Annotated in this window: 21 protein-coding genes; 1 reads left to right on the plus strand and 20 read right to left on the minus strand. The window is 53.8% G+C overall.

Features of this window, described 5'->3' with window-relative positions; genetic code table 11:
- Positions 1-218: 218 nt before the first annotated feature.
- The 7 genes from PMI41_RS08425 to PMI41_RS08455 all read right to left on the minus strand — a co-directional run bounded on the left by PMI41_RS08425 (position 219) and on the right by PMI41_RS08455 (position 7,350).
- On the minus strand, positions 219-923 hold the full coding sequence (locus tag PMI41_RS08425) for a TIGR02453 family protein (protein ID WP_008123742.1): 705 nt from the start codon (positions 921-923) through the stop codon (positions 219-221).
- A complete protein-coding gene (ligA, locus tag PMI41_RS08430) occupies positions 920-3,064 on the minus strand; it encodes an NAD-dependent DNA ligase LigA (protein WP_008123744.1) in 2,145 nt (714 codons plus the stop codon). The genes PMI41_RS08425 and ligA overlap by 4 nt, the downstream gene beginning before the upstream one ends.
- A 114-nt stretch (positions 3,065-3,178) precedes the next feature.
- Complete coding sequence (recN, locus tag PMI41_RS08435) at positions 3,179-4,849, minus strand: DNA repair protein RecN (protein ID WP_008123746.1); 1,671 nt, start codon at positions 4,847-4,849, stop codon at positions 3,179-3,181.
- A 24-nt stretch (positions 4,850-4,873) separates the two neighbouring features.
- On the minus strand, positions 4,874-5,776 hold the full coding sequence (locus PMI41_RS08440) for an outer membrane protein assembly factor BamD (protein ID WP_008123748.1): 903 nt from the start codon (positions 5,774-5,776) through the stop codon (positions 4,874-4,876).
- Between the two features lie 179 nt (positions 5,777-5,955).
- A complete protein-coding gene (locus PMI41_RS08445) occupies positions 5,956-6,525 on the minus strand; it encodes a DUF4865 family protein (protein ID WP_008123750.1) in 570 nt (189 codons plus the stop codon).
- Positions 6,522-6,947 (minus strand): cupin domain-containing protein, encoded by a 426-nt coding sequence (locus PMI41_RS08450; protein ID WP_008123752.1) that lies wholly within the window; start codon positions 6,945-6,947, stop codon positions 6,522-6,524. Before PMI41_RS08450 ends, PMI41_RS08445 begins: the two co-directional genes overlap by 4 nt.
- 13 nt (positions 6,948-6,960) lie before the next feature.
- Positions 6,961-7,350: a tautomerase family protein gene (locus PMI41_RS08455; RefSeq protein WP_008123754.1), complete on the minus strand. Its 390-nt coding sequence runs from the start codon at positions 7,348-7,350 to the stop codon at positions 6,961-6,963.
- Between the two features lie 109 nt (positions 7,351-7,459).
- Here PMI41_RS08455 and PMI41_RS08460 point away from each other — a divergent pair, with 109 nt between their 5' ends.
- A complete protein-coding gene (locus PMI41_RS08460; protein WP_008123756.1) occupies positions 7,460-8,350 on the plus strand; it encodes a LysR substrate-binding domain-containing protein in 891 nt (296 codons plus the stop codon).
- A gap of 1 nt (position 8,351) precedes the next feature.
- Here PMI41_RS08460 and lpxC read toward each other — a convergent pair whose 3' ends face one another.
- From lpxC to mraY, 13 genes are all read right to left on the minus strand, one after another.
- The gene (gene lpxC, locus PMI41_RS08465) at positions 8,352-9,302 is read right to left on the minus strand and encodes a UDP-3-O-acyl-N-acetylglucosamine deacetylase (protein ID WP_052025857.1); all 951 of its coding nucleotides are present in this window, start codon (positions 9,300-9,302) and stop codon (positions 8,352-8,354) included.
- Positions 9,303-9,467: 165 nt separating this feature from the next.
- A complete protein-coding gene (gene ftsZ, locus PMI41_RS08470; RefSeq protein WP_008123760.1) occupies positions 9,468-11,156 on the minus strand; it encodes a cell division protein FtsZ in 1,689 nt (562 codons plus the stop codon).
- Between the two features lie 67 nt (positions 11,157-11,223).
- Positions 11,224-12,546: a cell division protein FtsA gene (ftsA, locus tag PMI41_RS08475; RefSeq protein WP_008123761.1), complete on the minus strand. Its 1,323-nt coding sequence runs from the start codon at positions 12,544-12,546 to the stop codon at positions 11,224-11,226.
- Positions 12,543-13,484: a cell division protein FtsQ/DivIB gene (locus tag PMI41_RS08480; RefSeq protein WP_008123763.1), complete on the minus strand. Its 942-nt coding sequence runs from the start codon at positions 13,482-13,484 to the stop codon at positions 12,543-12,545. Before PMI41_RS08480 ends, ftsA begins: the two co-directional genes overlap by 4 nt.
- Positions 13,472-14,398 (minus strand): D-alanine--D-alanine ligase, encoded by a 927-nt coding sequence (locus PMI41_RS08485; protein WP_008123765.1) that lies wholly within the window; start codon positions 14,396-14,398, stop codon positions 13,472-13,474. The genes PMI41_RS08480 and PMI41_RS08485 overlap by 13 nt, the downstream gene beginning before the upstream one ends.
- 263 nt (positions 14,399-14,661) lie before the next feature.
- A complete protein-coding gene (locus PMI41_RS25405) occupies positions 14,662-15,000 on the minus strand; it encodes a type II toxin-antitoxin system HicB family antitoxin (RefSeq protein WP_008123767.1) in 339 nt (112 codons plus the stop codon).
- The gene (locus tag PMI41_RS08495) at positions 14,997-15,266 is read right to left on the minus strand and encodes a type II toxin-antitoxin system HicA family toxin (protein WP_008123769.1); all 270 of its coding nucleotides are present in this window, start codon (positions 15,264-15,266) and stop codon (positions 14,997-14,999) included. The genes PMI41_RS25405 and PMI41_RS08495 overlap by 4 nt, the downstream gene beginning before the upstream one ends.
- A gap of 46 nt (positions 15,267-15,312) precedes the next feature.
- Positions 15,313-16,287 (minus strand): UDP-N-acetylmuramate dehydrogenase, encoded by a 975-nt coding sequence (murB, locus tag PMI41_RS08500; protein WP_008123771.1) that lies wholly within the window; start codon positions 16,285-16,287, stop codon positions 15,313-15,315.
- A gap of 101 nt (positions 16,288-16,388) precedes the next feature.
- Positions 16,389-17,789 carry a UDP-N-acetylmuramate--L-alanine ligase gene (gene murC / locus PMI41_RS08505; protein WP_008123773.1) on the minus strand — a complete coding sequence of 467 codons (1,401 nt, stop codon included), beginning with the start codon at positions 17,787-17,789 and terminating at the stop codon, positions 16,389-16,391.
- Positions 17,786-18,913, minus strand: coding sequence for an undecaprenyldiphospho-muramoylpentapeptide beta-N-acetylglucosaminyltransferase (gene murG / locus PMI41_RS08510; RefSeq protein WP_008123775.1), 1,128 nt, complete (start codon positions 18,911-18,913; stop codon positions 17,786-17,788). Before murG ends, murC begins: the two co-directional genes overlap by 4 nt.
- Positions 18,914-18,922: 9 nt before the next feature.
- Entirely contained in the window at positions 18,923-20,080 is a 1,158-nt protein-coding gene (gene ftsW / locus PMI41_RS08515) for a putative lipid II flippase FtsW (RefSeq protein WP_008123777.1), read from the minus strand.
- A complete protein-coding gene (gene murD, locus PMI41_RS08520) occupies positions 20,080-21,498 on the minus strand; it encodes a UDP-N-acetylmuramoyl-L-alanine--D-glutamate ligase (RefSeq protein WP_008123779.1) in 1,419 nt (472 codons plus the stop codon). The genes ftsW and murD overlap by 1 nt, the downstream gene beginning before the upstream one ends.
- 10 nt (positions 21,499-21,508) lie before the next feature.
- Entirely contained in the window at positions 21,509-22,591 is a 1,083-nt protein-coding gene (gene mraY / locus PMI41_RS08525; protein ID WP_008123781.1) for a phospho-N-acetylmuramoyl-pentapeptide-transferase, read from the minus strand.
- Positions 22,592-22,601: the final 10 nt, after the last annotated feature.

Consider the following 22,601-nt stretch of genomic DNA (forward strand, 5'->3'; position numbering starts at 1 on the left):
ACCTGCAATAGAATCTATCGCGAGATGTCGATGGCTTGCTGAGCGGAAAACCGTACGCACAAAATCTGTGCTACTCAGGCTAGGTACTTAAACTTCACTATTTAAGTCAACATTAAATACACAGAATATTTTCATATGTTTCAGGATAGAGTCATATGTGACAAGAAGGTCACAGCTCAAAGCTGTGACAAGTTGCAAAACGATGAAATGAAGCCCATTCAGGCAGGCACTGTACCTTGGATAGCCCTGCCCCAGTCGATCAGCGGTTTGGCACGAAGGGCAAAATCCAGCAGATCATCAGCCAGCTCCGGAGATGTCAGACGCACCGGGTCGATTGCATAGCGAACAGCAAAATGGCGGTTGCGCAGAGCTTCAATGAGATCAGCATCAGTCACGTCTTCGAAACCGCGTGGTGTACGCTTCAGACGCTCAATATCGCCAAGCTCCAAGCGGTTCTTCGCCAATTCCTTGACCATCTCGCGGTATTTTTCCGGCTTGGCGACAATGGCCTTGCGCATCGCCAGCAAAAGCTCCGGTTTGCCTTGCCAGAAGGCGACGGCGGCATAGCAGCCTCTATATTCTTCCAGGCCAACGCACACATAGAAACAGCCGCTTTCGCTCCATTTGCTTCCATCGGGAGAAAGCAGTGCAGAAAGATGCCGGTTGTAGGGACTCTTGTCCTTGGCAAATCGCGTGTCGCGCTTGATACGGAATTGCGACTTCTTGCGGTCTCCTTTGAAGGGCAGACCCGCTTTTTCAAAGCGCACAATCAGATCATCAACGAGATCACCCAAGGGTTCGTAGAGGTGTGCTTCGAAAAGGTCTTTATTCTCCAAAAACCATTCGCGATTTTGATGGAAGTCCAATGCTTTCAGAAAAGGCAAAGCCTTCTCGCCAAAGCCTTTGAAAATGATCTCGCTCATGCACCCACCAATGTGAACCACGCATCTTCATCAATAACTTCAATGCCCAATGTTTGCGCTTGTGTCAGTTTCGAGCCTGCACCGGGACCTGCCACGACAAGATCGGTTTTCTTTGAAACGGAACCCGCAGTCTTGGCGCCATAACGCTCTGCCATTGCCTTAGCCTCATCTCGCGACATCCGCTCCAACGAGCCGGTAAATACAATTGTCTTTCCCTCGACAGGCGAGTTACTGACTGTTCTCACCTCTTCATCAAGCGGTGTAACTTCGGCAAGAAGCGCAGCCAGTGCATCGCGATTATGCTCCTCCGCATAAAAATCGACCAGCGCTTCGGCTACAATGCTGCCAATGCCTTCGACATCGTTCAGCTCGCGCCAAGCTTCGTTACCCTTATCGCCCTTGTCCTTCGGTGAAATCGCAGCGATTGCCGCATTGGCAAGGGCATCATAGGAACGATAAGCCTTTGCCAGCCTCTTGGCATTGACCTCACCCACATGGCGAATACCGAGACCATAAATGAAGCGGCTCAGCGAAACTTCGCGCCGTTCATCAATCGCATCGTATAGTTTCTTGACTGATGTCGCGCCAAAGCCATCAATGTTTTCAAGCTTCGCCAGCGATCCGGCCTGACGCTTCTTCAGCGTGAAAATATCGGCTGGCGTACCGATATGCAGCGCCGGATCATCCGACTTGAAGAAGAACTCAACCTGCTTTTCGCCAAGGCCATCAATATCGAACGCATTTCGCTGAACGAAGTGACGCAGGCGCTCAACTGCCTGTGCAGGGCAAATCAATCCACCTGTGCAGCGCCTTACGGCCTCTCCCTCCTCCCGAACAGCATGCGAACCGCATGCCGGACAGGTATCCGGAAACACATAAGGCGTGCTGCCGCGCGGCTTGTCAGCCACGATATCGACAATCTGGGGGATCACATCACCAGCGCGCTGCACCACCACCGTATCACCAACACGCAGGTCGCGACCTTCACGTATAGGCTGGCCGTTCTGGCCAATGCCCTTGATATAGTCCTCATTGTGAAGCGTCACATTTGTGACAACGACGCCGCCAACGGTGACTGGCTCAAGCCGCGCAACCGGCGTCAGCGCACCTGTACGACCCACCTGAATATCAATGCCGCGCAAGATAGTCATGGCGCGTTCGGCCGGGAATTTATGCGCAATGGCCCAACGCGGGCTGCGTGAGACGAAACCAAGGCGCTGTTGAAGTGCCAGATCATCGACCTTGTAAACCACGCCATCAATGTCATAGCCGAGAAGCGCACGCTGCTCTTCGATTTGATGGTAATGTTTCACCAGACCTTCAACGCTCTCAAAACGCTGCATAAGCGGATTGACCCGAAATCCATAGGACTTGAATGCTTCGACCATGCCCATTTGCGTAGTGGCAGGCATTTCGCTCACTTCGCCCCATGCATAGGCGAAAAATTGCAATGGCCGCGAAGCGGTAATGGTGGAGTCGAGCTGGCGCAACGAACCCGCAGCGGCATTGCGTGGATTGGCAAAAACCGGCTTGCCATCCTTCACCTGACGCTCGTTCAACGCGGCAAAGTCAGCATGACTCATATAGACCTCGCCGCGCACTTCGAGAACTTCTGGCGGATTGCCATCCAGCACATTCGGTATGCTGGCCACGGTACGCGCATTCAATGTAACGTTTTCGCCGGTTGTGCCATCGCCGCGCGTTGCAGCAGTCACCAGACGCCCCAACTCGTAACGCAAAGATAGCGATAATCCATCAATCTTCGGCTCGGCCGTAATCGCTACGCCCGCATCGGCGCCGAGTTTCAAAAATCGGCGTATGCGGCCGACAAAATCTTCGACATCGCTGTCGTGAAAAGCATTGTCCAGCGACAGCATTGGTATCGAATGGGTAACTTTCCCGAACTTCTCGGAAACACTCGCACCAACCTTGTTTGATGGTGAATCTTCGCGCTTCAGTTGCGGGAAGCGCTGCTCGATGGCGAGATTTCGCCGGCGCAGCGCGTCATACTCGGCATCCGAAATCGTGGGCGCATCTTCAGTATTATAACGATAATCGTGCTGGGCAATTTCCGCCGCAAGCCTGCCTAGCTCCTCGGCTGCTTCTGCTTCGGTCAGTTTTTCTACTGCAATGTCTGCCATGGTGCGCCTGCTGCTGGATTCGGCGCGAGATTAGCGTAAGGGATATAAAAATGCACCGCAGAACTTTGATTTGGCAACCTATGGTGACATGCCTTTGATCAATCAGCGGGTTATTTATGCAGCATTTTCCCGGAGAAGACGAACTGCGGCAGCGCGGGCCTCTTCGGTAACACTTGCTCCTGCTAACATGCGTGCGATTTCTTCCTGACGATCATCAGTTTCCATGGCCCGGATGGATGTCGCCACCCGGTCATTGCCAGCAGCAGATTTGGCAATGAGGAAATGTGTTTGTGCACGGGCCGCAACCTGTGGCGCGTGGGTGACCGAAAGAACCTGAACCGTTGCTGACAAGCGACGAAGGCGCTGACCGATTGCATCGGCTACAGCGCCGCCCACACCCGTATCGATTTCATCAAAGACAAGTGTCGGGGCTGATCCTCGATCGGCAAGAGCAACCTTCAGCGCCAATAGGAAGCGCGAAAGCTCACCGCCCGAAGCTACTTTCATCATCGGTCCAGCTCTGGTACCCGGATTTGTTCGGACCCAATATTCTACCGTATCAATACCTTCCGCCGTGCGATTATTCGCATCCGTTGTCATTTCAACGATGAATTCGGCGCGCTCAAGCTTTAAAGCAGGGAGTTCAGCCATGACAGCCTGCTTCAAATGCCCAGCAGTCTCGTGACGATGGGTCGAGAGAGCCAAGGCAGCCTCATCAAAGGCATTGCGGGCCGCCAGCGCTTCCTTTTCCAGTGCCGCCAAACGCTCCGCACCAGCGTCAATATCGGCAAGGTCGGCATCCATGCGATCACGCAGCGCGGACAGATCGTCTACCGGCACAGAATATTTACGGGCTGCACCACGCAGCGCAAACAGCCGCTCTTCCGTCTGTTCGAGCACTCGTGGATCAAAATCAATTGCGCGGATTGCCTGTTCGATACCGTTTTGTGCCTCGGCCAAAGAGTTCAGGGCTTCATCAATGGCTTTGACAACTGGTTCCAGCAAATGCGGCGCTTCCGGCACTTTGCGTTCAAGGCGGCGCACAAGACTGGCAAGTGATGGTACGGGGGATGCATTACCCGAAAGAATATCGTTGGCCTCGTTAACATCGCCGGCAATCTTCTCTGAACGCATCATCTCCGTGCGTTTTATTGCCAGCAACTCTTCTTCCTGTGGCTCGGGATCAAGCTTGGATAGTTCCTCCACAGATGCGCGCAAGTAATCGGACTCACGCGCCGCCGCCTCAACCTTTGCGCGATGGCGAACCAGAGCATGCTCTGTCTCACGCCAGGTTTTATGCAGCGAACGGACGAGGTTGGATTTTGTTTCGAGCGCCCCAAAGGCATCGAGCAATGTGCGATGAATATCAATATCGATCAGCGCACGATCATCATGCTGACCGTGGATTTCAACCAGTCTACGCCCTAGCTCCTTGAGCAAGGTTACGCTGGCAGCTTGATCGTTGATGAAAACGCGGCTGCGGCCATCAGAATTCTGCACCCGCCGCAGGATGATGTCTCCATCATCATCAATATCGTTATCCCGTAGCAGAAGCCGTGCCGGATGACTGCCCGTTACATCGAACACGGCGGTAACCTGCCCCTGCTCTGCACCATGACGAACCAGAGACGCATCGCCCCGGGCCCCAAGTGCAAGTGACAGAGCATCCAGCAAAATGGATTTGCCAGCACCGGTCTCGCCGGTAAGCACAGACAAGCCTTCGCTGAACTCGATGTCGAGCCGTTCAATCAGGACAATATCGCGGATCGACAGATGCGAAAGCATGATCGCTCAAGGTTGATTCTGGGTTCAGGCGCCTTCTTTGCTGCCAGTAATAGCAGAGGCGGCCTTCGAGAGCCAAGAGCCAGCATTTTCTCGCGGCTCAAGACCACCGCTCTGCAGCAGCTTGTAGCTGTCCTTGTACCATTCGCTGTCGGGGTAGTTCTGACCGAGAACCGCAGCAGCAGCCTGAGCTTCATTGGTGATGCCGAGTGCGTAGTAAGCTTCCACCAGACGCGCGAGAGCTTCCTCGACATGACGCGTGTTTGAATATTGCTCAACAACCCCGCGGAAGCGCTTGATCGAAGCGATATAATCCTTGCGCTCCAGATAATAGCGGCCAACCTGCATTTCCTTGCCTGCGAGCTGGTCGCGGCCGAAACGGATCTTTGCCTTTGAATCTTCCACATATTCGGAGTCAGGATAGGTCTGAACAACTTCCTGGAATGCCGCAATGGACTTGCGCGTCATGCTCTGTTCGCGCGTTACGTCCGGAATCTGGCGGTAATAGCTCAGACCGGTAATGTAATATGCATAGGCAGCTTCAGGCTGTGTTGGGTAAAGCGCGATATAGCGCTTGGTCATGGCAACCGCATCGTCATATTTGCCGCCGCGGTAGTTGGCGAATGCGCCCATGACGAGCGATTTACGGGCGAATTCAGAATAGGGATGCTGGCGATCAACCGCATCGAATTTTTTGGCGGCTTCATCGAGACGGCCGGAATTCAAGTTTGCGAGTGCCTGGTTATAAAGAACGTCAGCCGGTTCGATTGTGTCCACATAGGCAGAAAGATCGAGATCGTCATCTTTTGCTGCGCAACCCGAGATTGCAACAGCGCCAGCAATCGGGAGAAGCAGGAGCGCTAAACGGGCCTTCCCGCCGAACCTTGCATTCCCAAACCTTGCGCTGATAAGCGTTCTGCTATTCGCCATGCTGTCTCCGGCCCCACATTATAATTAAGAGCATTGATCGCGAAACCCGATATCACGTTTCCGCGCCATGCTCTAGACATAGACAATCTTACCGTCGGTTGGGCGTTCATAAACCACAAGCGACAGGAATCAGCAATCTTATTGCCATGCAATCGTCCAAATTTGTGGCGGAGCAGGAATTAGTCGGCTTTTGGCAGCGATAGATGGCCAATTTTATAGGTCTGATGCCCTTTTTGTCCTGTCAAATGTGGTTGCTCACCCCATAACCGAAAGCGAATCCGTGTCCAGTCAGTTGGATTAAAGGCCGAAACCGCAGCAAGAGCACTGTTTTTTTGTACGTCAAGTACAGCTTGGTCTTCCTCGCCGCGCCTTAATTCTGCCAGCGAGGCATAAGGTTCAATTGGCAATATCTCCCTCGTTGCGAAAGCCGCCGATGAGATCGAGGGAGATATTTCCGCCTGCCATACTATCCACGTTTTGATGCTTGGCCGACCGAATGACTGGCTTACTGCCGCAAAGCCGGCACCGCATACAAAATCATTCAAGCCACTCTCATGACGCCATAAATAGAATGGGGCATAGAGATTCTCCTGACTTTGCGTTTCATCTTCCCTACGCCCAGTCAAATATGCTTTGAATGCAAGATTGGGGAAATTATCGAGCAGCGGCCCCTTTTCCGCGATACGCCGGTCAATAATCCCCATGTCGTAATCGGCAGGAAGTGGGAAACTGTATTGCATCGCAATCATTGCTCCACCTCCTCACGAATTACAGGCTCAAGCCACGAAACGGCAGTGCCATCCTGTGTCGCCTGAATACTTATGTATAAGAATGTGCTTGTGGCACTTGCTCCATGCCAATGACGTTCATCCGGTGCGAACCAGACGCAATCACCCGCACGCAGTTCGACCACCGGACCACCGTCATGCTGAGCGAAGCCTACACCTGACAATACATATAGAAATTGTCCTCGCGGATGCGTGTGCCAATTGGTTATAACCCCGGGATCGACTGACGCCCGCATAACGTTATTCTCACCATCAACCTGACTTTCGAGCAGCATCTCCGCCCAAAATGGAGCAGTCGAAATATTCGCCGGGCCACGAGCGATGGACTGTCCGGCACGCCGAACAGTCATCTCACCCGGGCAACTCTGTATTTGTTTCGTCATTATTGTCGCCTCTTCAAGCCGGTTCGAGCATCTGGGTTTCGCCATTGCTGAACGACCACTCATCACGGGTCGATGTGCTAACGACGATCATAATGTCTTCCGGGCGAATGCCGGGTGCCTTACCCAAGAGTTCAACCACACGCTTGTAAAATGCCTGCTTGGTAGCAACATCCCTTGGCTTTCCAATTGTGATCGTGAAGATCACGAAGTCATCGGAGCGGCCATTGCTGAAATAGGTCGGGTCAATGATCAGCTCATTGCGGCGATGCTGATGAATGGCCTGAAATTTATCGGTTAGCGGCACGTTGAATGTTTCAACCATCGCCTGATGAAAGCTGTCTGACAGGGCTTTAAGGTATTCCGGCGATTTGCCTTCAAGTAGAGAAATTCGGGTGAATGGCATTTTAGGTTCCTTTCAGAATTGCTTGACGACTTATCAATAATCCAGCACAATTATCCTGAAAATCAGATTATTTAGGATCAATAGTCCCAAAAATGTGGATGATTGTTTAATGCGCAAGGTTACGCTTGATCTCGACGTTCTCCGAACCTTCTCCACAGGTATGGATTTGGGAAGTTTTGCCAAAGCCGCCGAACGGCTTGGACGCTCCACTTCAGCAGTGAGTGCTCAGCTGAAAAAGCTCGAGCAACAGGCAGAGACACCAATCTTTACCAAGTCCGGACGGGGGCTTGCCCTTACCGATGCGGGAGAAACCATGCTTGGTTACGCCCGCCGCATGCTCGACTTGAATGATGAGGCAGTCACTGCAATTCATGGCAGCGAATTGGAAGGATGGGTTCGCTTGGGCCTGCAGGAGGATTTTGGCGAAAGCCTGCTGACTGACGTTCTTGGCCAGTTTGCTAGAGCCCACCCAAAGGTGCGCATTGAAGCTCGTGTAACGCGAAATACCGATCTGCTGGACAGGATTACCTCTGGGCGCCTAGACCTCGCATTGGCATGGAACAATGACGCGGTATCGACCCCTCATCATGAATATATTTTCGACGTGCCCATGTGCTGGATAGGTCCAGCGGGAGAGTCCGAAGGCTGGCGGAAATCTACGGATCCGCTACCCCTGATTTCACTGGAAGCACCATGCCTTCTGCGCACAGCAGCTATCAATGCTCTCGACCGTGCTGGAATTCCGTGGCGGCTGTCCTTTATCAGTCCCAGCCTCACAGGATTATGGGCAGCGACAGCAGCGGGATTGGGAGTAACAATACGAACACCGCTCGGCCTGCCGCCCACAGTACAAAGACTGGCGTCACAGGACCAGGGACTGCCATCCCTGCCCTCGCTTGGCCTCATGCTGCATCGTGCCGAGGCGCAGCTTGAACCTGCAACCGCTCGTCTCGCCGATATCCTGATGCAGTCCGTAAACTCGATACCGCGGTTAATGTAACTCAGAGCGTGGAAGGTGCCCTGGCTACAAGTTTGGTCTTCGCGGAAGGAGTGAAGCCCTGCATTTCCACAATATTAAAAGCTGAGGGATCGGAAAGCAGTGCCCTCACTGCCGCCGCATTGACGCGATGCCCCCCCCTGTAAGATCGGAAACAACCTATGAATGGTGCACCGGCGAGCGACAGATCGCCTACAGCATCAAGTGTCTTATGGCGGACAAACTCATCGGGATATCGCAGGCCACCTGGATTGATGACGGTGTTGTCGTCACCAATGACCAATGAATTATCAAGCGACGAGCCAAGTGCGAGACCAGCAGCCCAAAGCTTTTCCACGTCCCGCATGAATCCGAAGGTACGGGCACGCGATATCTCTTTACGGAAAACCGCCTCGTCCATATCGCCCGCAAATTTCTGGCGGCCTATCACCGGCGCTTCGAAATCAATCTCAACTTCGTAGCGAATTCCATCATAGGGAATGAATTCCGCCCATGATGCGCCGGACTCAAACCGAATCGGCTTGAGGACGCGAATATAGCGGCGTCTGGCAGACTGTTCGACCAGTCCGGCTTGAGCCAACGCATCGAGAAAGGCGACCGACGATCCATCAAAAATCGGGACTTCAGGTCCGTTGATCTCAAGCACCATATTGTCGATGCCCGATCCTGCAATTGCAGCCATCACATGCTCAATCGTGCTGACTGAAGCACCATCTGAGTTGGCCAGTCTGGTGGAAAGGTCTGTTGCACCCACTTCGGAAACCAGAGCCCTGATGGCATGACTGGCACCCGCGCTATCAATCACGTTGAAGACAATGCCGGTATCTGCATCTGCTGGTAAAAAAGATAGCGTAACCGGTGCACCACTATGCACGCCTGCACCTGAGACCGAAATGCGTTTAGCAATCGTTGTCTGGAATTCCCGCAACAGAAACCTCTTACTGATAAATCGCATTGTCCGCGTATCGGTTCATCGACAACCGTCCGGAAAGAACGAAACTAACGTAACGCAGATGCTTCGTCATCAACTAGGTTGATTGCATTATTTTTCAATAGGTTGATAAAAAAATTCCGCCATTGAAACAATGGCGGAATTCCAGTTCGGTGTTCTCTGGTTGGATCAGTTTGCCTGACGGCGAAGGAATGCCGGGATTTCAAGCTGATCGTCTTCCGAGGTCTGGCGTGCCTGTGGCTGTACGCGGCCCTGTTCGTCAAGCTGTCCACGACGCGGAGCATAGATGGAAGCATCTTGCGAAAGCGGACGGCGTGGTTCTGCCGGGCGCATTGCAGGTTCGCGAGGCTGAGCTGGCTCCAGACGGGCAGTCTCATCTTCGCGGCGTGTCAGGCCGGCAGTGAGGCGCTTGAGAAGACCCATCGGACCGCGATCCTCATGGGCTTCATGGGCGGCCTGATCGCGGGAGTGATCGCGCGATCCCATATCGCGGGCGTTGAGTTCTGCCTGAACCAGAGGCGGGAAATCAGCAACGTTTGGCATGCGCGGTGCAACAGGCTGAGGTGCAGGTTCAGCCATCTGCGGAGCAGGCTGTGGTGCCGGCTGGTAGACTGGTTCCTGTGGTGCAGCAGCGACCGGTGCATCAAATACTTCCGGAGCAGGAGCCTGGAAAATACGGCTCTGTGGACGGAAATCCTGCTGTACTGGCTGTGGAGCATGCGGAGCTACGTCAAGTCCGGCAGCGCGTACTGCTTCAGCAACTGGAGAAGCTGGCTGTTGGACAGGTGGACGAGCAACTGTCTCGATCTTTGCAGCTACCTGCGGTGCTGGCTTTGCAATTGGCTTCATCGGTTGACGAAACTCGATCGGCGCTGGGGCCGACGCTCCAATCTGCTTGTCGATGCCTGTTGCAACAACAGAAACGCGGATGATGCCTTCCAGGCTTTCGTCGAAGGTCGCACCGAGGATGATGTTGGCATCCTGATCCACTTCTTCGCGAATACGCGTTGCTGCTTCGTCGACCTCAAACAGGGTCATGTCACGGCCGCCGGTGATCGAGATCAACAGGCCCTTGGCACCACGCATTGAAGTTTCGTCAAGCAGCGGATTGGCAATTGCAGCTTCAGCGGCAGCCATTGCACGGCCATCACCGGAAGCTTCACCCGTGCCCATCATTGCTTTGCCCATCTCGCGCATAACCGAACGGACATCGGCGAAATCGAGATTGATCAGGCCTTCCTTGACCATCAGATCGGTAATGCAGGCAACACCGGAATAAAGAACCTGATCAGCCATTGCGAATGCATCGGCAAAGGTTGTCTTGTCATTGGCAATGCGGAAGAGGTTCTGGTTTGGAATAACGATAAGTGTATCGACATTCTTCTGCAGGTCTTCAATGCCCATATCGGCGGTGCGCATGCGGCGCTGGCCTTCGAAATGGAACGGCTTGGTAACAACACCAACTGTCAGGATGCCTTTTTCGCGTGCAGCACGGGCAACGACGGGAGCGGCACCAGTGCCTGTACCGCCGCCCATACCGGCAGTGACGAAGCACATATGCGTACCCTGCAGATGATCATTGATCTCATCGATGCATTCTTCAGCGGCAGCGCGGCCAACTTCCGGCTGCGAACCAGCGCCGAGACCCTCGGTTACCGATGCGCCGAGCTGAACCAGACGCTCTGCCTTGGACTGTGCCAGTGCCTGTGCGTCAGTATTTGCCACTACGAATTCAACACCGCGCAAGCCGGCGTTGATCATATTATTGACCGCATTGCCGCCGCCGCCGCCAACACCGAAAACGGTGATCCGGGGCTTAAGCTCGGTAATGTCCGGCTTTTGCAGATTGATGCTCATTTGTTCGTTCCTTTTTGTCTTTACCGCGTCGCCGCTGCGGTAATTTCTTTTGGGTTTCCCCGATTAATTAAAAACTCTCTTTCAGCCACTGGCCGATACGCTGAAAACGCCCACCCGTACCTGTCATCAGCGATGATGAACCGGCCTTTACAGAACGCTCTTCGATGCCTGCTACCTGCGGATAAATCAGAAGACCAACCGCCGCAGAAAAAGCCGGACCCTTTGCCGCTTCGGGAAGGCCCGTTACGCCAAGAGGACGACCAATTCGCACATTGCGAGCCAGAATACGGCGGGCCACTTCGGGCAACCCCGCCAGCTGACTTGCTCCGCCTGTCAGAACAACGCGCTTGCCAACAATCTGGCCATAACCGGATTGATTGAGGCGATCGCGCGCCAGTTCCAATGTCTCTTCGACACGGGCACGGATGATGCGCGTCAGAACTGCGCGCGGATATTGATTGGGTACATCGCGGGCATCGTTACCCAGCGGCGAAACACTGATGAGGTCACGATCATCGGCAGCACTTGGCAGTGCCGAGCCATGCATGACCTTTAATCGCTCTGCGTCGTCCATGTGAGCCGAGAGGCCCTTGGCCACGTCCATTGTCACATGATTGCCGCCAATGGCGATGGCATCGGCATGGATGAATTTACCTTCAGAAAACACAGAAATTGTTGTTGTGCCGCCGCCCATATCAATGCAGGCGGCGCCCATCTCGGCTTCATCGTCAACGAGGGCCGAAAGGCCGCTGGCATAGGGTGTAGCAATCATCGCTTCAACCGACAAATGGCAGCGATTAACGCAAAGCTCCAGATTGCGCAGCGGCGCCGCATCTGCCGTCAGCACATGCATGTCGACACCAAGAGTATCGCCAATCATGCCGAGCGGGTCGCGGATACCGCGCTCGCCATCCAGCCCGTAACCGACAGGTAGCGAATGAACGAGATGGCGCTCTGTTGCCAAAGCCTGCTTGGCACCCGCAGCGAGAACGCGGCGGATGTCTGCCTGATCAACCTCATGACCGCCAAGATTAATGCTTGCCGAAAAACTTTCGCTCTTCAGACGTCCGGCAGAGATATTGACGATCATCGAGTCGACGGTAAGACCGGCCATGCGTTCGGCTGCATCGACAGCAAGACGGATAGCCTGCTCTGCCGCATCAAGATTGACGATGACGCCGGATTTGATGCCACGCGACTTTTGATGACCAATACCGAGCACTTCAATGCGATGCGTACGACCTGGCAGGTGCGCGCTTTCTTCCCGCGGGCGCAACCGCGCAATGATGCAGCATACCTTGCTTGAACCTATGTCCAAAACCGTCAAGGAACGCGTCCGTTTTGCGGAAGACGTTCCTGATGATGCGCTTTTTCCGTTCAGAATACTCATACACGCTTCTCCGAACGCTTTGGCGCTTTATCACGCGCCTTCAGATACTCAACACGCTGCACCATCGCTTCAGGTGTCAGCTTCACAACAACCCGGTCATCCAGCCGCAAATCGACGGATGCAATGTCGCGGGATAACAGACCGGCCTTGGCTTCCATACCGGCAACATCCGCAAGGGCTTCCGAAACACCATGCTCTGGCAGCATCAGTGTCACGCCGCTCTTGAGAACCAGATCCCAGCGGCGATCACCCACACGGGCATAGGCCCGAACATCGCCAGCGATCTGCGGGTAGGCAGCCATTTGCGCCATCAGAAGTTTTACCTGCTGGTCGGCACCCGCGCCGATAACAAGCGGCAGCAAGGCGCTGCGTCCACCGGTGAAAGGAACGATGACCCGCCCATCAGCATCAATAACATTAAGCTCGAGACCATTCTGCCAGACCGCCAATGCAGTGCGCTCATGAATCGAAATCTGGATGGTGTTTGGATAAACCTTGAACACATCGACGCTTTCGACCCATGGAAGGCCTGCAACTGCCGCCTGCGCATCAGACGCACTCAATCCGACGAGCGAAGTTTCACCATCAAGACCCAGCGCCCCGAGAACATCGATCTCAGAGGTTTCTTTATTGCCGACGACCTTCACGTCCTCGATGGCAAAACCGAATGTAGATGTCGTGACCTTGACGACCTCAGGAGCGTGCCCACCGAGAATCGCGCCATAAGCACCAGTCAATGCGAGAAAAGCGACAGCACCGATTGTACCGATGTGATTCGGGACGGATACCTCGCCCTCAACCATCCGGGAAAAGACGCGCACAGGCTTGCGCAAGAATTTAGGCAGGATCATGCGGAAACGGCCAAAAGCAACCGACCTGTCCGAAGACATCGGTGCAGCACCGCGGCGGTGCGTATTTTTGCCCTTCAACGCAAACACGATGCGTCCTCCACCATCCAACTCAACAATTCACCGAAGGTATGCCCCGCAGCTTTAGCAATATCAGGCACAAGTGATGTGGGAGTCATGCCCGGCTGAGTGTTCACTTCCAGCCAAATAAGCTCGCCATCTTCGGAAAACCGGTCGTCGTAACGGAAGTCCGACCGGCTAATCCCTTTACATCCAATTGCCTGATGCGCCTTGAGAGACAGTGTTTGTATTTTTTGGTAAATTTTTAGTGAAATTTTAGCGGGAACCACATGATTTGATCCACCAGCAACGTATTTTGAATCATAATCGTAGAACTGATGCCCGACAGGGATGATTTCACACACCCCGATGGCCACATCACCCATCACGGCGCAGGTCAACTCACGCCCGTGAATGTAACGCTCGACCATTACCGAGCCGCCATATTTCCATTCGCTCGAGGTCACGACTTGCGGCGGATGCGATTGATCTTCCTTGACGATGACAACCCCGAAGCTCGACCCCTCGCTGACCGGCTTGATGACGTAGGGAGGCTTCATCGGGTGTTTCGCCGTGAACTCCGAGCGATCCATAACCTTCGCTTCAGCAACGGGTACACCGGCGGCCTTGGCAACGATCTTTGCCTGCTCCTTGTTCATCGCCAGCGCAGAAGCAAGAACACCGGAATGGGTATAGGGAATTTCAAGATATTCGAGGATGCCCTGGATTGTACCGTCCTCTCCGAAAGGACCATGCAACGCGTTGAACGCTACATCAGGCTTAAGTTCTTGCAGGACGCTGGCTATGTCGCGGGATACGTCAACACGGGAAACCTTGTAGCCTTCTGCTTCCAAAGCATCGGCGCAGGAATTGCCAGACGACAGCGAAACCGGACGCTCGGAAGAAAACCCGCCCATCAGCACCGCAACATGCTTTTTTGCCATAAAGGCATCCCCTCAAACTCATCCCCATCTGGCGCATAACCGAAACTACAACCGACAAGATTTTCGCGGCCATACGCGGGCGGAAAAAGGCATGAGTCGTCGCACATCCGGCGGCAAAGACCGCAGATACCCAAGACTGGCAGAACCAGCCGACTCAAATCAGTTAACGCTTGCCCCTAAAGAATCAGAGAGTTGATTCGCTGACAAGTCCCCAATGATTCAACAATGATATTTCGTGTAAAAAAATGTGAGACGGTGGCAAATTAAGCTGCGCGAGCAGCAGCTTCGATTGCTTCCGCCACCCACTCATTTAAGCTTTTATTTTCTGCCGCAGCTGCCAAAACGGCAGCTTCATGCACCTCGGCAGCAAGACGGACGTTAAAACGACCCGAAAATTCACGAAAAGGAGTGATGTTCTTTTCGGCACACATCTCAAGAAACACCTTGAGAGACTTTCGGCCTTCGCTCAAAAGCTCATCAACGCTTCGGGCATAGAAGTCCGCCCCTCCATTTAAACCGAGAAACTCACCCCTTATAAGACCGATTTCCGGATCAAACGAAACGGAAGCCTTGTGGCCATCCACATCCAGAATGTTTTTCAAGGTTTTACTCCATGACTTTCAAACCATTTTCGAATGCTGGCAATCGCACCTTTATCAGTATCAGGAGATGGGTGCGGACGATGAAACACACGAATCTCTCCGAACAGAAACACACCTATACGCGATCCCTCCCGTTCGCTCAGTTCTCCACCAAGACCAACGAAAAGCGATTCAATATCTTGCCACCGAACAGTTCCGCTGACAGGTCGAGAAAATACCTGCACCAGCGTCGCTTGATACTTCTTCTTTAAATTTATTGGTACCATAAAATAGTACTGCTTGTAAACATTAAATGGTTTTCAGTATTGGTGATTAAAGCAATTGCCCCATGAATTCGTGCACTTCCTGACCCGGACGAAATAGACCAAGGCGCTTTATTTCCCAGTGCAGGCGAATTCCGGAGTTCTGCAAGACGCGGGAGCGGATTGTTTCACCCAGCGTCTCCAGTTCATAACCATTGGCCGTTCCGGTATTGATCATGAAATTGCAATGCATCGGCGACATCTGAGCGCCGCCAATTCGCAATCCACGTCCACCCGCAGCATCGATTTCCTTCCAGGCGGAAGAACCCTCTGGATTTTTGAACGTCGAACCACCGGTTTTTTCACGGATCGGCTGGACGGTTTCACGATGATGCTGAACAGCGTCCATCGCAGCCTGAATCTCAACCCTATCGCCCGGTGTGCCTTCAAAGAGTGCCGAGGTGAAAATCAAATCACCGGCAGCACCGGAATGGCGATAGGCGTAGCCCATATCAGCGTTGGAAAGGATGTGCAGTTCGCCTTTGCGATCCAGTGCCCTCACCTCAACGACGCGCTCGCGTGTTTCAACACCATTGGCACCGGCGTTCATGCGCAGTGCACCGCCAATCCCGCCCGGAATGCCATGATAGAAATGAAACCCGGCAATGCCGGCCTCCAGCGCGGCAGCCGCTACACGTTTATCAGGCGTAGCTGTTCCGGCGCGCAACTGCGTTTCACCAACGCGTTCGACTTCACCAAAACCCTTGGCCGAAGGCCGCACGACGAAACCCGGAATGCCGCCGTCACGCACCAGCAGATTTGAACCAATGCCGACAGTCAGGATCGGATATTCCGCAGGAACTGCTCTCAGGAAAGCTGCAAGATCTTCTTCGTCAGCAGGCTGGAACATAACTTCAGCAAGACCGCCTGCCCTGAACCACGTAACTTTATCCATGCTCATATTGGGCGTAAGCCGCCCACGCAGACCAGCAAAACGGTCTCCCAGCTTCGATAGCAGGGCTTCGCCATTAACGAGTGAAGACATTGTATCCTTCCAACAGTTCCACCCTCTCAAGGGCAACCGCCAAACCTAGAGCAATTTCGGGAAAAGTGGAAAGCGGTTTCCGCCCGAAATTGCGAAAATAATCACAGCGCTGTCAGTTCCTTTGGCAAGGCATAGGCCCATTGCGTAATGTTGCCAGCCCCAAGGAAGATCACAAAGTCGCCCGGCTTGGCTATATCCGCAATCAATGGAGCGATTTCCTGCGGGCCATCAATGTATCTCGCGTCCCGGTGCGCAGCCGTCTTGATGCGTGAAACCAGCGTTTCCGACGTAACGCCTTCAATAGGGTCTTCGCCTGCCGTATAGACCGGTGCAACGACAACCGTATCAGCATCATTGAAACAGGATGCGAATTCATCAAAAAGACTGGCTAGCCGCGTGAAACGGTGCGGTTGCACGATGGCAATAACGCGGCCCTTTGCAGAGTCACGCGCGGCTTTCAACACTGCTTTTATCTCAACCGGATGATGGCCGTAATCATCAAAAACATCCACGCCGTTCCACGATCCCGTATGGGTGAAGCGCCGCTTCACGCCTCCGAACGACGATAGTCCCTTTATGATATCGGCTGGCGAGATGCCAAGTTCATGCGCAACTGCGATGGCCGCAGTAGCGTTTGAAACATTATGCCGCCCCGGCATGGGCAGGTGCAAACCATTGATTTCAGTGACTTCACCAGTTTTACGCTTGGCGACATGAACGTCGAAGCGGGAACTTGCCCCATCGACAACCAGATTGACGAAACGCACATCAGCCTGTGGGTTTTCGCCATAGGTTATAACGCGACGATCTTCGATTTTGGAGACGAGAGACTGGACTTCGGGATGGTCCAGACACATTACCCCAAAGCCATAAAACGGAACATTCTCAACGAATTGTCGGAAAGCCTCACGCACCCGGTCAAAGGTCCCGTAGTGGTCGAGATGCTCTGGATCAATGTTGGTGACAACCGCGATATCGGCAGGGAGCTTCAGAAATGTGCCGTCGCTTTCGTCGGCTTCCACGACCATCCAGTCACCAGCACCCATACGGGCGTTTGTGCCGTAAGCATTTATAATACCGCCATTGATCACAGTAGGATCAAGCCTGCCCGCATCAAGAAGCGTCGCAACCATCGAAGTCGTGGTCGTCTTGCCGTGCGTGCCACCAATCGCAACAGCTTGCCGGAAACGCATAAGCTCAGCCAGCATTTCAGCGCGGCGAACAATCGGCAAAAGCTTCTCGCGCGCAGCGATAAGCTCAGGATTTGATTTCTTGATGGCAGTCGATACGACAACAACTTCGGCGTCACCAATGTTTGGTGCCGCATGCCCGACGAATATCTCAATGCCCTTTTCGCGCAGACGTTGCACGTTAGCACTATCCGCCTGATCCGAACCCTGCACCCTGTAACCGAGGTTATGCAGCACTTCGGCAATGCCGCTCATGCCGATACCACCGATACCGATAAAATGAACCAGACCTATATTGAGCGGCATCTTCATGGACGCACTCCTTTTTTGAATTCTTCAACGCTTTGGCCGGTTGCAATAGCCTCTGCAAGATCACCAAGCAACCTTGCCGCATCGGGTTTGCCGGTTGTGCGGGCTTTTTCGGCAATAAATGCCAACCGCGTCGGCTCATTCATTGCGCTGGTTAGGATTGCCGCGATGCGTTCCGGCGAAAGATCGGATTGCTTTATGACATCAGCGCCGCCCGCTGCTTGCAATGCTTCGGCATTGGCCGCCTGATCATGATCAAGTGCATGCGGGAACGGCACCAGAATCGCAGGACGCCCGATTGCAGCAATTTCCGAAACTGTAGATGCACCTGAGCGCGACAGGACGAAATGCGATTCGGAGATACGCCGCGCCATATCTGAAAAGAATACTGCAACTTCGGCTTTAATTCCCGTTTGCTGGTAGGCGGAGCGCACCTGCGCCTCATCTTCGGCACGCGCCTGCTGTGTCACGACGATGCGGGCCTGCAATTCCGGAGCCAAAAGCTTTATCGCTGCCGGTACCGCAGTTGAAAAATACTGCGCACCCTGACTGCCGCCAAAAACCAGAAAATTGAAAGGCTGATGTGCCTGTGATGCCTTGTATGGCTTGCCCACTTCCGCAAGCACTGCGGGCCGCACCGGATTGCCCGTCACAATGGTCTTGCCGGAAAATGGCCCGCCATCATCCGGTAAAAACCCGCCCGCAATGACATTAACACGTGGTGCCAACGCCTTGTTGGCACGTCCCATGACCGCATTTTGCTCATGAATGAGCGTCGGTATTTTCATGGCTGTTGCCGCATAAAGCGGTGGCAGTGTGGGATAGCCTCCAAAACCTGCAACCAGCCTGGGCTTCAGGGAACGGAACAAGCGTCTGGAATCAAGATTGCCAAGCCAGAGTTTCCAGAATGTCCGCGCCAGTGCAACCGGATTTCGCCCACCAATAGTCGCCGACCGGACAACATGAATCTGACTCGCCGGAAAATTGCCGGTAAATCGCTGTGCGCGATCATCGGTGACAAGGTGGATATCCCACCCTCTGTCGATCAGATCATGCGCCAGCGCTTCAGCCGGAAAGAGATGACCGCCGGTACCACCGGCGGCAAGAAAAATAACACCCTTGGACATATCAGCCTCTTAACCTGCACCCACCAATGCAGGTCTCTGCGAATTACCCAGCGTCGCAGAGCGCCGGCCTTCAGGTCTGCGCCGGGTCAATGCCAGCAAAAGCCCTGTCGAAATCGCAACGGAAATCAGCGATGAACCGCCATAGGAGATAAAGGGCAATGTCATACCCTTCGCAGGCATCAGGTGCAGATTGACCGAGATGTTAATGATGGACTGGAAGCCGAACAGGATCACAAGACCCGATACCGCAAGACGGGTGAAATCATCACGTTCCTTCAAGGCAATCGACAGACCGCGAATGACGATGAATGCAAAGATCAGAACGATCAGCAGGCAAAGCGCAATGCCGTATTCTTCCGCTGTAACCGAAAAAATGAAGTCAGTGTGGCTGTCGGGAATAATACGCTTGATCGTTCCTTCGCCCGGGCCCTGCCCGAGCCAGCCGCCGCGAATAATGGCCTCGCGCCCCGCGTCTACCTGAAACGTATCACCCTCACCTGTCATGAACCGGTCGATACGACCAGCGACGTGCGGGAAAACCGTATAAGCGCCGAAGAACCCGACTGCACCAAGGCCGCCCAAAGCGATGATCCATATCCACGGAACACCGGCCATAAAGAACATTGCGCCCCACGTACCGGCAGTCAGAATCGTTTGACCGAGATCAGGCTGCGCAACCAGCAGTGCAGCCACGACACCGAAGAGGACCATGGAAAAGAAATTGCCTGGTATGTCCTTGCGTCGTTCATTTTCTGCAAACAACCACGCACAGACAATCACAAATGCCGGTTTCATGAACTCCGATGGCTGAACCGAGATGCCAGCCAGCGAAATCCAGCGGCGCGCGCCTTTGACTTCGATACCGAAAAACAAGGCTAGCACCATGGCAAACATGGCACCCGCAAGCAGGATGATCGCAAAGCGCCTGATTGTTCTGGGTGCCATGAACGACACTGCGAACATGACGATCACAGCCGGAACCATGAACATGGATTGATGTTTGACGAAGTAAAAGCTTTCAAGCCCGATGCGTTCGGCAACAGCGGGACTTGCTGCGAATGACAACAATATGCCGAGGCCCATTAGGCTCAAGCACGCTGCAAGAAGAAAGCGATCTATCGTCCACCACCATTCGGCAACGGGACCACGGTCAATGCGACTAACCATCAGCTACTTGCTCCCCCAATAGGTGACGCGCCATCAAGCGCTAGAACGGCAGAGCGGAAAGCTTCACCGCGTTTTTCAAAGTTTTGAAATTGATCGAAACTCGCGCAGGCAGGTGAAAGCAAAACAACCGGCTCGCTGGTATCATCTTTGCTGGCGTCAAGCGCAGCATGCTTCACAGCAACGTCGATAGTGCCGGAAATTTCGTAAGGCGCTGCATCACCAAGTGTCGCTGCGAATTGGGGGGCAGCTTCGCCAATCAGATAGGCTTTTGCTATACGCGGGAAAAAGCCTGACAGGGAAGCGATTCCGCCCTCTTTGGGCAAGCCACCGGCGATCCAGTAGATACGCGGAAATGATGACAACGCTGGTGCAGCCGCTTCAGCATTCGTTGCTTTGGAGTCATTGACGAACAATGCTGAGCCGAGCTTGGCTACCTGCTCCATGCGATGTGCAAGACCGGGAAACGTTTTAAGCCCTGCATTGATTTCTTCAATGGAAAGGCCTGCCGCACGGCAGGCTGCAAATGCTGCCAGAGCGTTTTGCGCATTATGTTCGCCGCGCAGCGACCCTATGCCCTCAAGCGAAGCTATCGCATCTGTAGAACCGCCATGCGCATGGAACAGCTCGCTGCCATTGGCGAAATAACCCTCGGCTATCGCCATCCGCTTGGAAATTCGCGCAACAGATGTGCCCGCGCGTTCCAGTCGGTCCGCAATTGCGGCACAGTAACTGTCATCCACGCCAATAATCGCCGTCTGGCTTCCCGCGACCAGCCGTTCTTTAATCTCGGCGTAATGCTGCATCGTACCATGGCGATCCAGATGATCCGGCGTCAGATTCAACAGGATACCTGCCGTCGGATTGAGTGATGGTGCAAGATCAATCTGGTAAGATGAACATTCGACCACATAAACGCGATCATTTGCTGGTGGGTCCAGCGTCATGACGGCTGTACCGATATTTCCCCCAAGCTGCACATCACGGCCGGAGGATTTGATGATGTGAGCAATCAGCGCCGTAGTAGTGGATTTGCCATTGGTCCCGGTAATAGCGATAAACGGAATTTCTGCCGATGGAGGGTTTGTCAATGCGAGATTGCGTTCGCGAACGAACAACTCGATATCGCCAATGATTTCGACGCCTGCAGCCCGAGCAAGGTCAACGCTCCAGTGCGGACGCGGATGGGTAAGCGGGACACCCGGTGACAGGACGAAAGATGAAAACTGCTTCCAGTCAACATTGCGCAGATCAGCAGTGGTTACACCAGCACTTTGCGCGCGGGCAACGCTGTCCGGATTATCATCCCACGCAACGATATTGGCGCCACCGGCTAGGATTGCCTGAGCAGTTGCAATGCCCGAACCGCCGAGCCCGAAAAGCGCGACGGTTTTATCCTTCATGGAGTGGGCAGGTATCATGCTTGCTGCCTTATCTCAGTTTCAGTGTTGAAAGGCCGATGAGTGCGAGTATCACGGCAATGATCCAGAAGCGGATCACGACCTGACTCTCCGTCCAGCCCTTCTTTTCAAAATGGTGATGAATAGGTGCCATCAGGAACACGCGTTTCCCGGTCATTTTGAACGAGGCAACCTGAATGATGACCGACATCGCTTCCATGACGAAAACGCCGCCAATGATTGCCAGAACGATTTCATGCTTTGTCGCAACGGCAACAGCGCCGATCAATCCACCAAGCGCGAGCGATCCCGTATCGCCCATGAAGATGGCGGCGGGCGGTGCGTTGAACCAGAGAAAGCCGAGGCCTGCCCCGATCACCGAACCGAGTACGACGGCCAGTTCACCGGTGCCCGGCGTAAAATGAATTTGCAGATAATCCGCAAAAATGGCGTTACCTGCGAGATAGGCAATCACGCCGAAAGAGGCGGCGGCAATCATTACCGGGACCGTAGCAAGACCATCCAGACCATCGGTAAAATTCACTGCATTGCCAGCGCCAACCATGACGAACGCTGCAAAGGGTATAAAGAATATCCCGAGATTGACGATAAATTCTTTGGCGAATGGAAAGGTAAGCGATGAAGAGAATGGCTCCTGCCCCGCCCACATGATCGCAAGACCGGCTAGGGCTGCGATGATGAACTCTATTCCGAGACGAGCGCGGGCGGAAAAGCCCTTTGATGCTTGTTTGCTGACTTTCAGGTAGTCATCATAGAAGCCGATAGCGCCAAAACCCAACGCGACGAGCAGCACAACCCACACATAGACGTTGGACCAGTTTGCCCAAAGCAATGATGAGATGATGATGCCGGTCATGATCATCAGGCCGCCCATGGTTGGGGTTCCAGCCTTCTTAAAATGCGTCTGCGGTCCATCAGCGCGAATAGGCTGGCCACGACCTTGCCGAACGCGCAGAGAATCGATAATGCGAGGACCGAAGAGGAACACGATAAGCGCAGAAGTAATCAGCGCCCCGCCGGTCCTGAACGTGATATAGCGGAACACGTTGAGAAATTGCAGTTGTTCCGCCAGACCGGCAAGATAATAAAGCATCGACTAGTGC

It is taken from the genome of Phyllobacterium sp. YR531 (assembly GCF_000282595.1).
In the GTDB taxonomy this organism is placed as follows: Bacteria; Pseudomonadota; Alphaproteobacteria; order Rhizobiales; family Rhizobiaceae; genus Phyllobacterium.

Bases quoted from the DNA above. Each gene is read 5' to 3' on its own strand.
- PMI41_RS08425 (WP_008123742.1), bottom strand. From the start codon at position 923: ATGAGCGAGATCATTTTCAAAGGCTTTGGCGAGAAGGCTTTGCCTTTT.
- ligA (WP_008123744.1), bottom strand. From the start codon at position 3,064: ATGGCAGACATTGCAGTAGAAAAACTGACCGAAGCAGAAGCAGCCGAG.
- recN (WP_008123746.1), bottom strand. From the start codon at position 4,849: ATGCTTTCGCATCTGTCGATCCGCGATATTGTCCTGATTGAACGGCTC.
- PMI41_RS08440 (WP_008123748.1), bottom strand. From the start codon at position 5,776: ATGGCGAATAGCAGAACGCTTATCAGCGCAAGGTTTGGGAATGCAAGG.
- PMI41_RS08445 (WP_008123750.1), bottom strand. From the start codon at position 6,525: ATGATTGCGATGCAATACAGTTTCCCACTTCCTGCCGATTACGACATG.
- PMI41_RS08450 (WP_008123752.1), bottom strand. From the start codon at position 6,947: ATGACGAAACAAATACAGAGTTGCCCGGGTGAGATGACTGTTCGGCGT.
- PMI41_RS08455 (WP_008123754.1), bottom strand. From the start codon at position 7,350: ATGCCATTCACCCGAATTTCTCTACTTGAAGGCAAATCGCCGGAATAC.
- PMI41_RS08460 (WP_008123756.1), top strand. From the start codon at position 7,460: ATGCGCAAGGTTACGCTTGATCTCGACGTTCTCCGAACCTTCTCCACA.
- lpxC (WP_052025857.1), bottom strand. From the start codon at position 9,302: ATGCGATTTATCAGTAAGAGGTTTCTGTTGCGGGAATTCCAGACAACG.
- ftsZ (WP_008123760.1), bottom strand. From the start codon at position 11,156: ATGAGCATCAATCTGCAAAAGCCGGACATTACCGAGCTTAAGCCCCGG.
- ftsA (WP_008123761.1), bottom strand. From the start codon at position 12,546: ATGAGTATTCTGAACGGAAAAAGCGCATCATCAGGAACGTCTTCCGCA.
- PMI41_RS08485 (WP_008123765.1), bottom strand. From the start codon at position 14,398: ATGGCAAAAAAGCATGTTGCGGTGCTGATGGGCGGGTTTTCTTCCGAG.
- PMI41_RS08495 (WP_008123769.1), bottom strand. From the start codon at position 15,266: ATGGTACCAATAAATTTAAAGAAGAAGTATCAAGCGACGCTGGTGCAG.
- murB (WP_008123771.1), bottom strand. From the start codon at position 16,287: ATGTCTTCACTCGTTAATGGCGAAGCCCTGCTATCGAAGCTGGGAGAC.
- murC (WP_008123773.1), bottom strand. From the start codon at position 17,789: ATGAAGATGCCGCTCAATATAGGTCTGGTTCATTTTATCGGTATCGGT.
- murG (WP_008123775.1), bottom strand. From the start codon at position 18,913: ATGTCCAAGGGTGTTATTTTTCTTGCCGCCGGTGGTACCGGCGGTCAT.
- ftsW (WP_008123777.1), bottom strand. From the start codon at position 20,080: ATGGTTAGTCGCATTGACCGTGGTCCCGTTGCCGAATGGTGGTGGACG.
- murD (WP_008123779.1), bottom strand. From the start codon at position 21,498: ATGATACCTGCCCACTCCATGAAGGATAAAACCGTCGCGCTTTTCGGG.
- mraY (WP_008123781.1), bottom strand. From the start codon at position 22,591: ATGCTTTATTATCTTGCCGGTCTGGCGGAACAACTGCAATTTCTCAAC.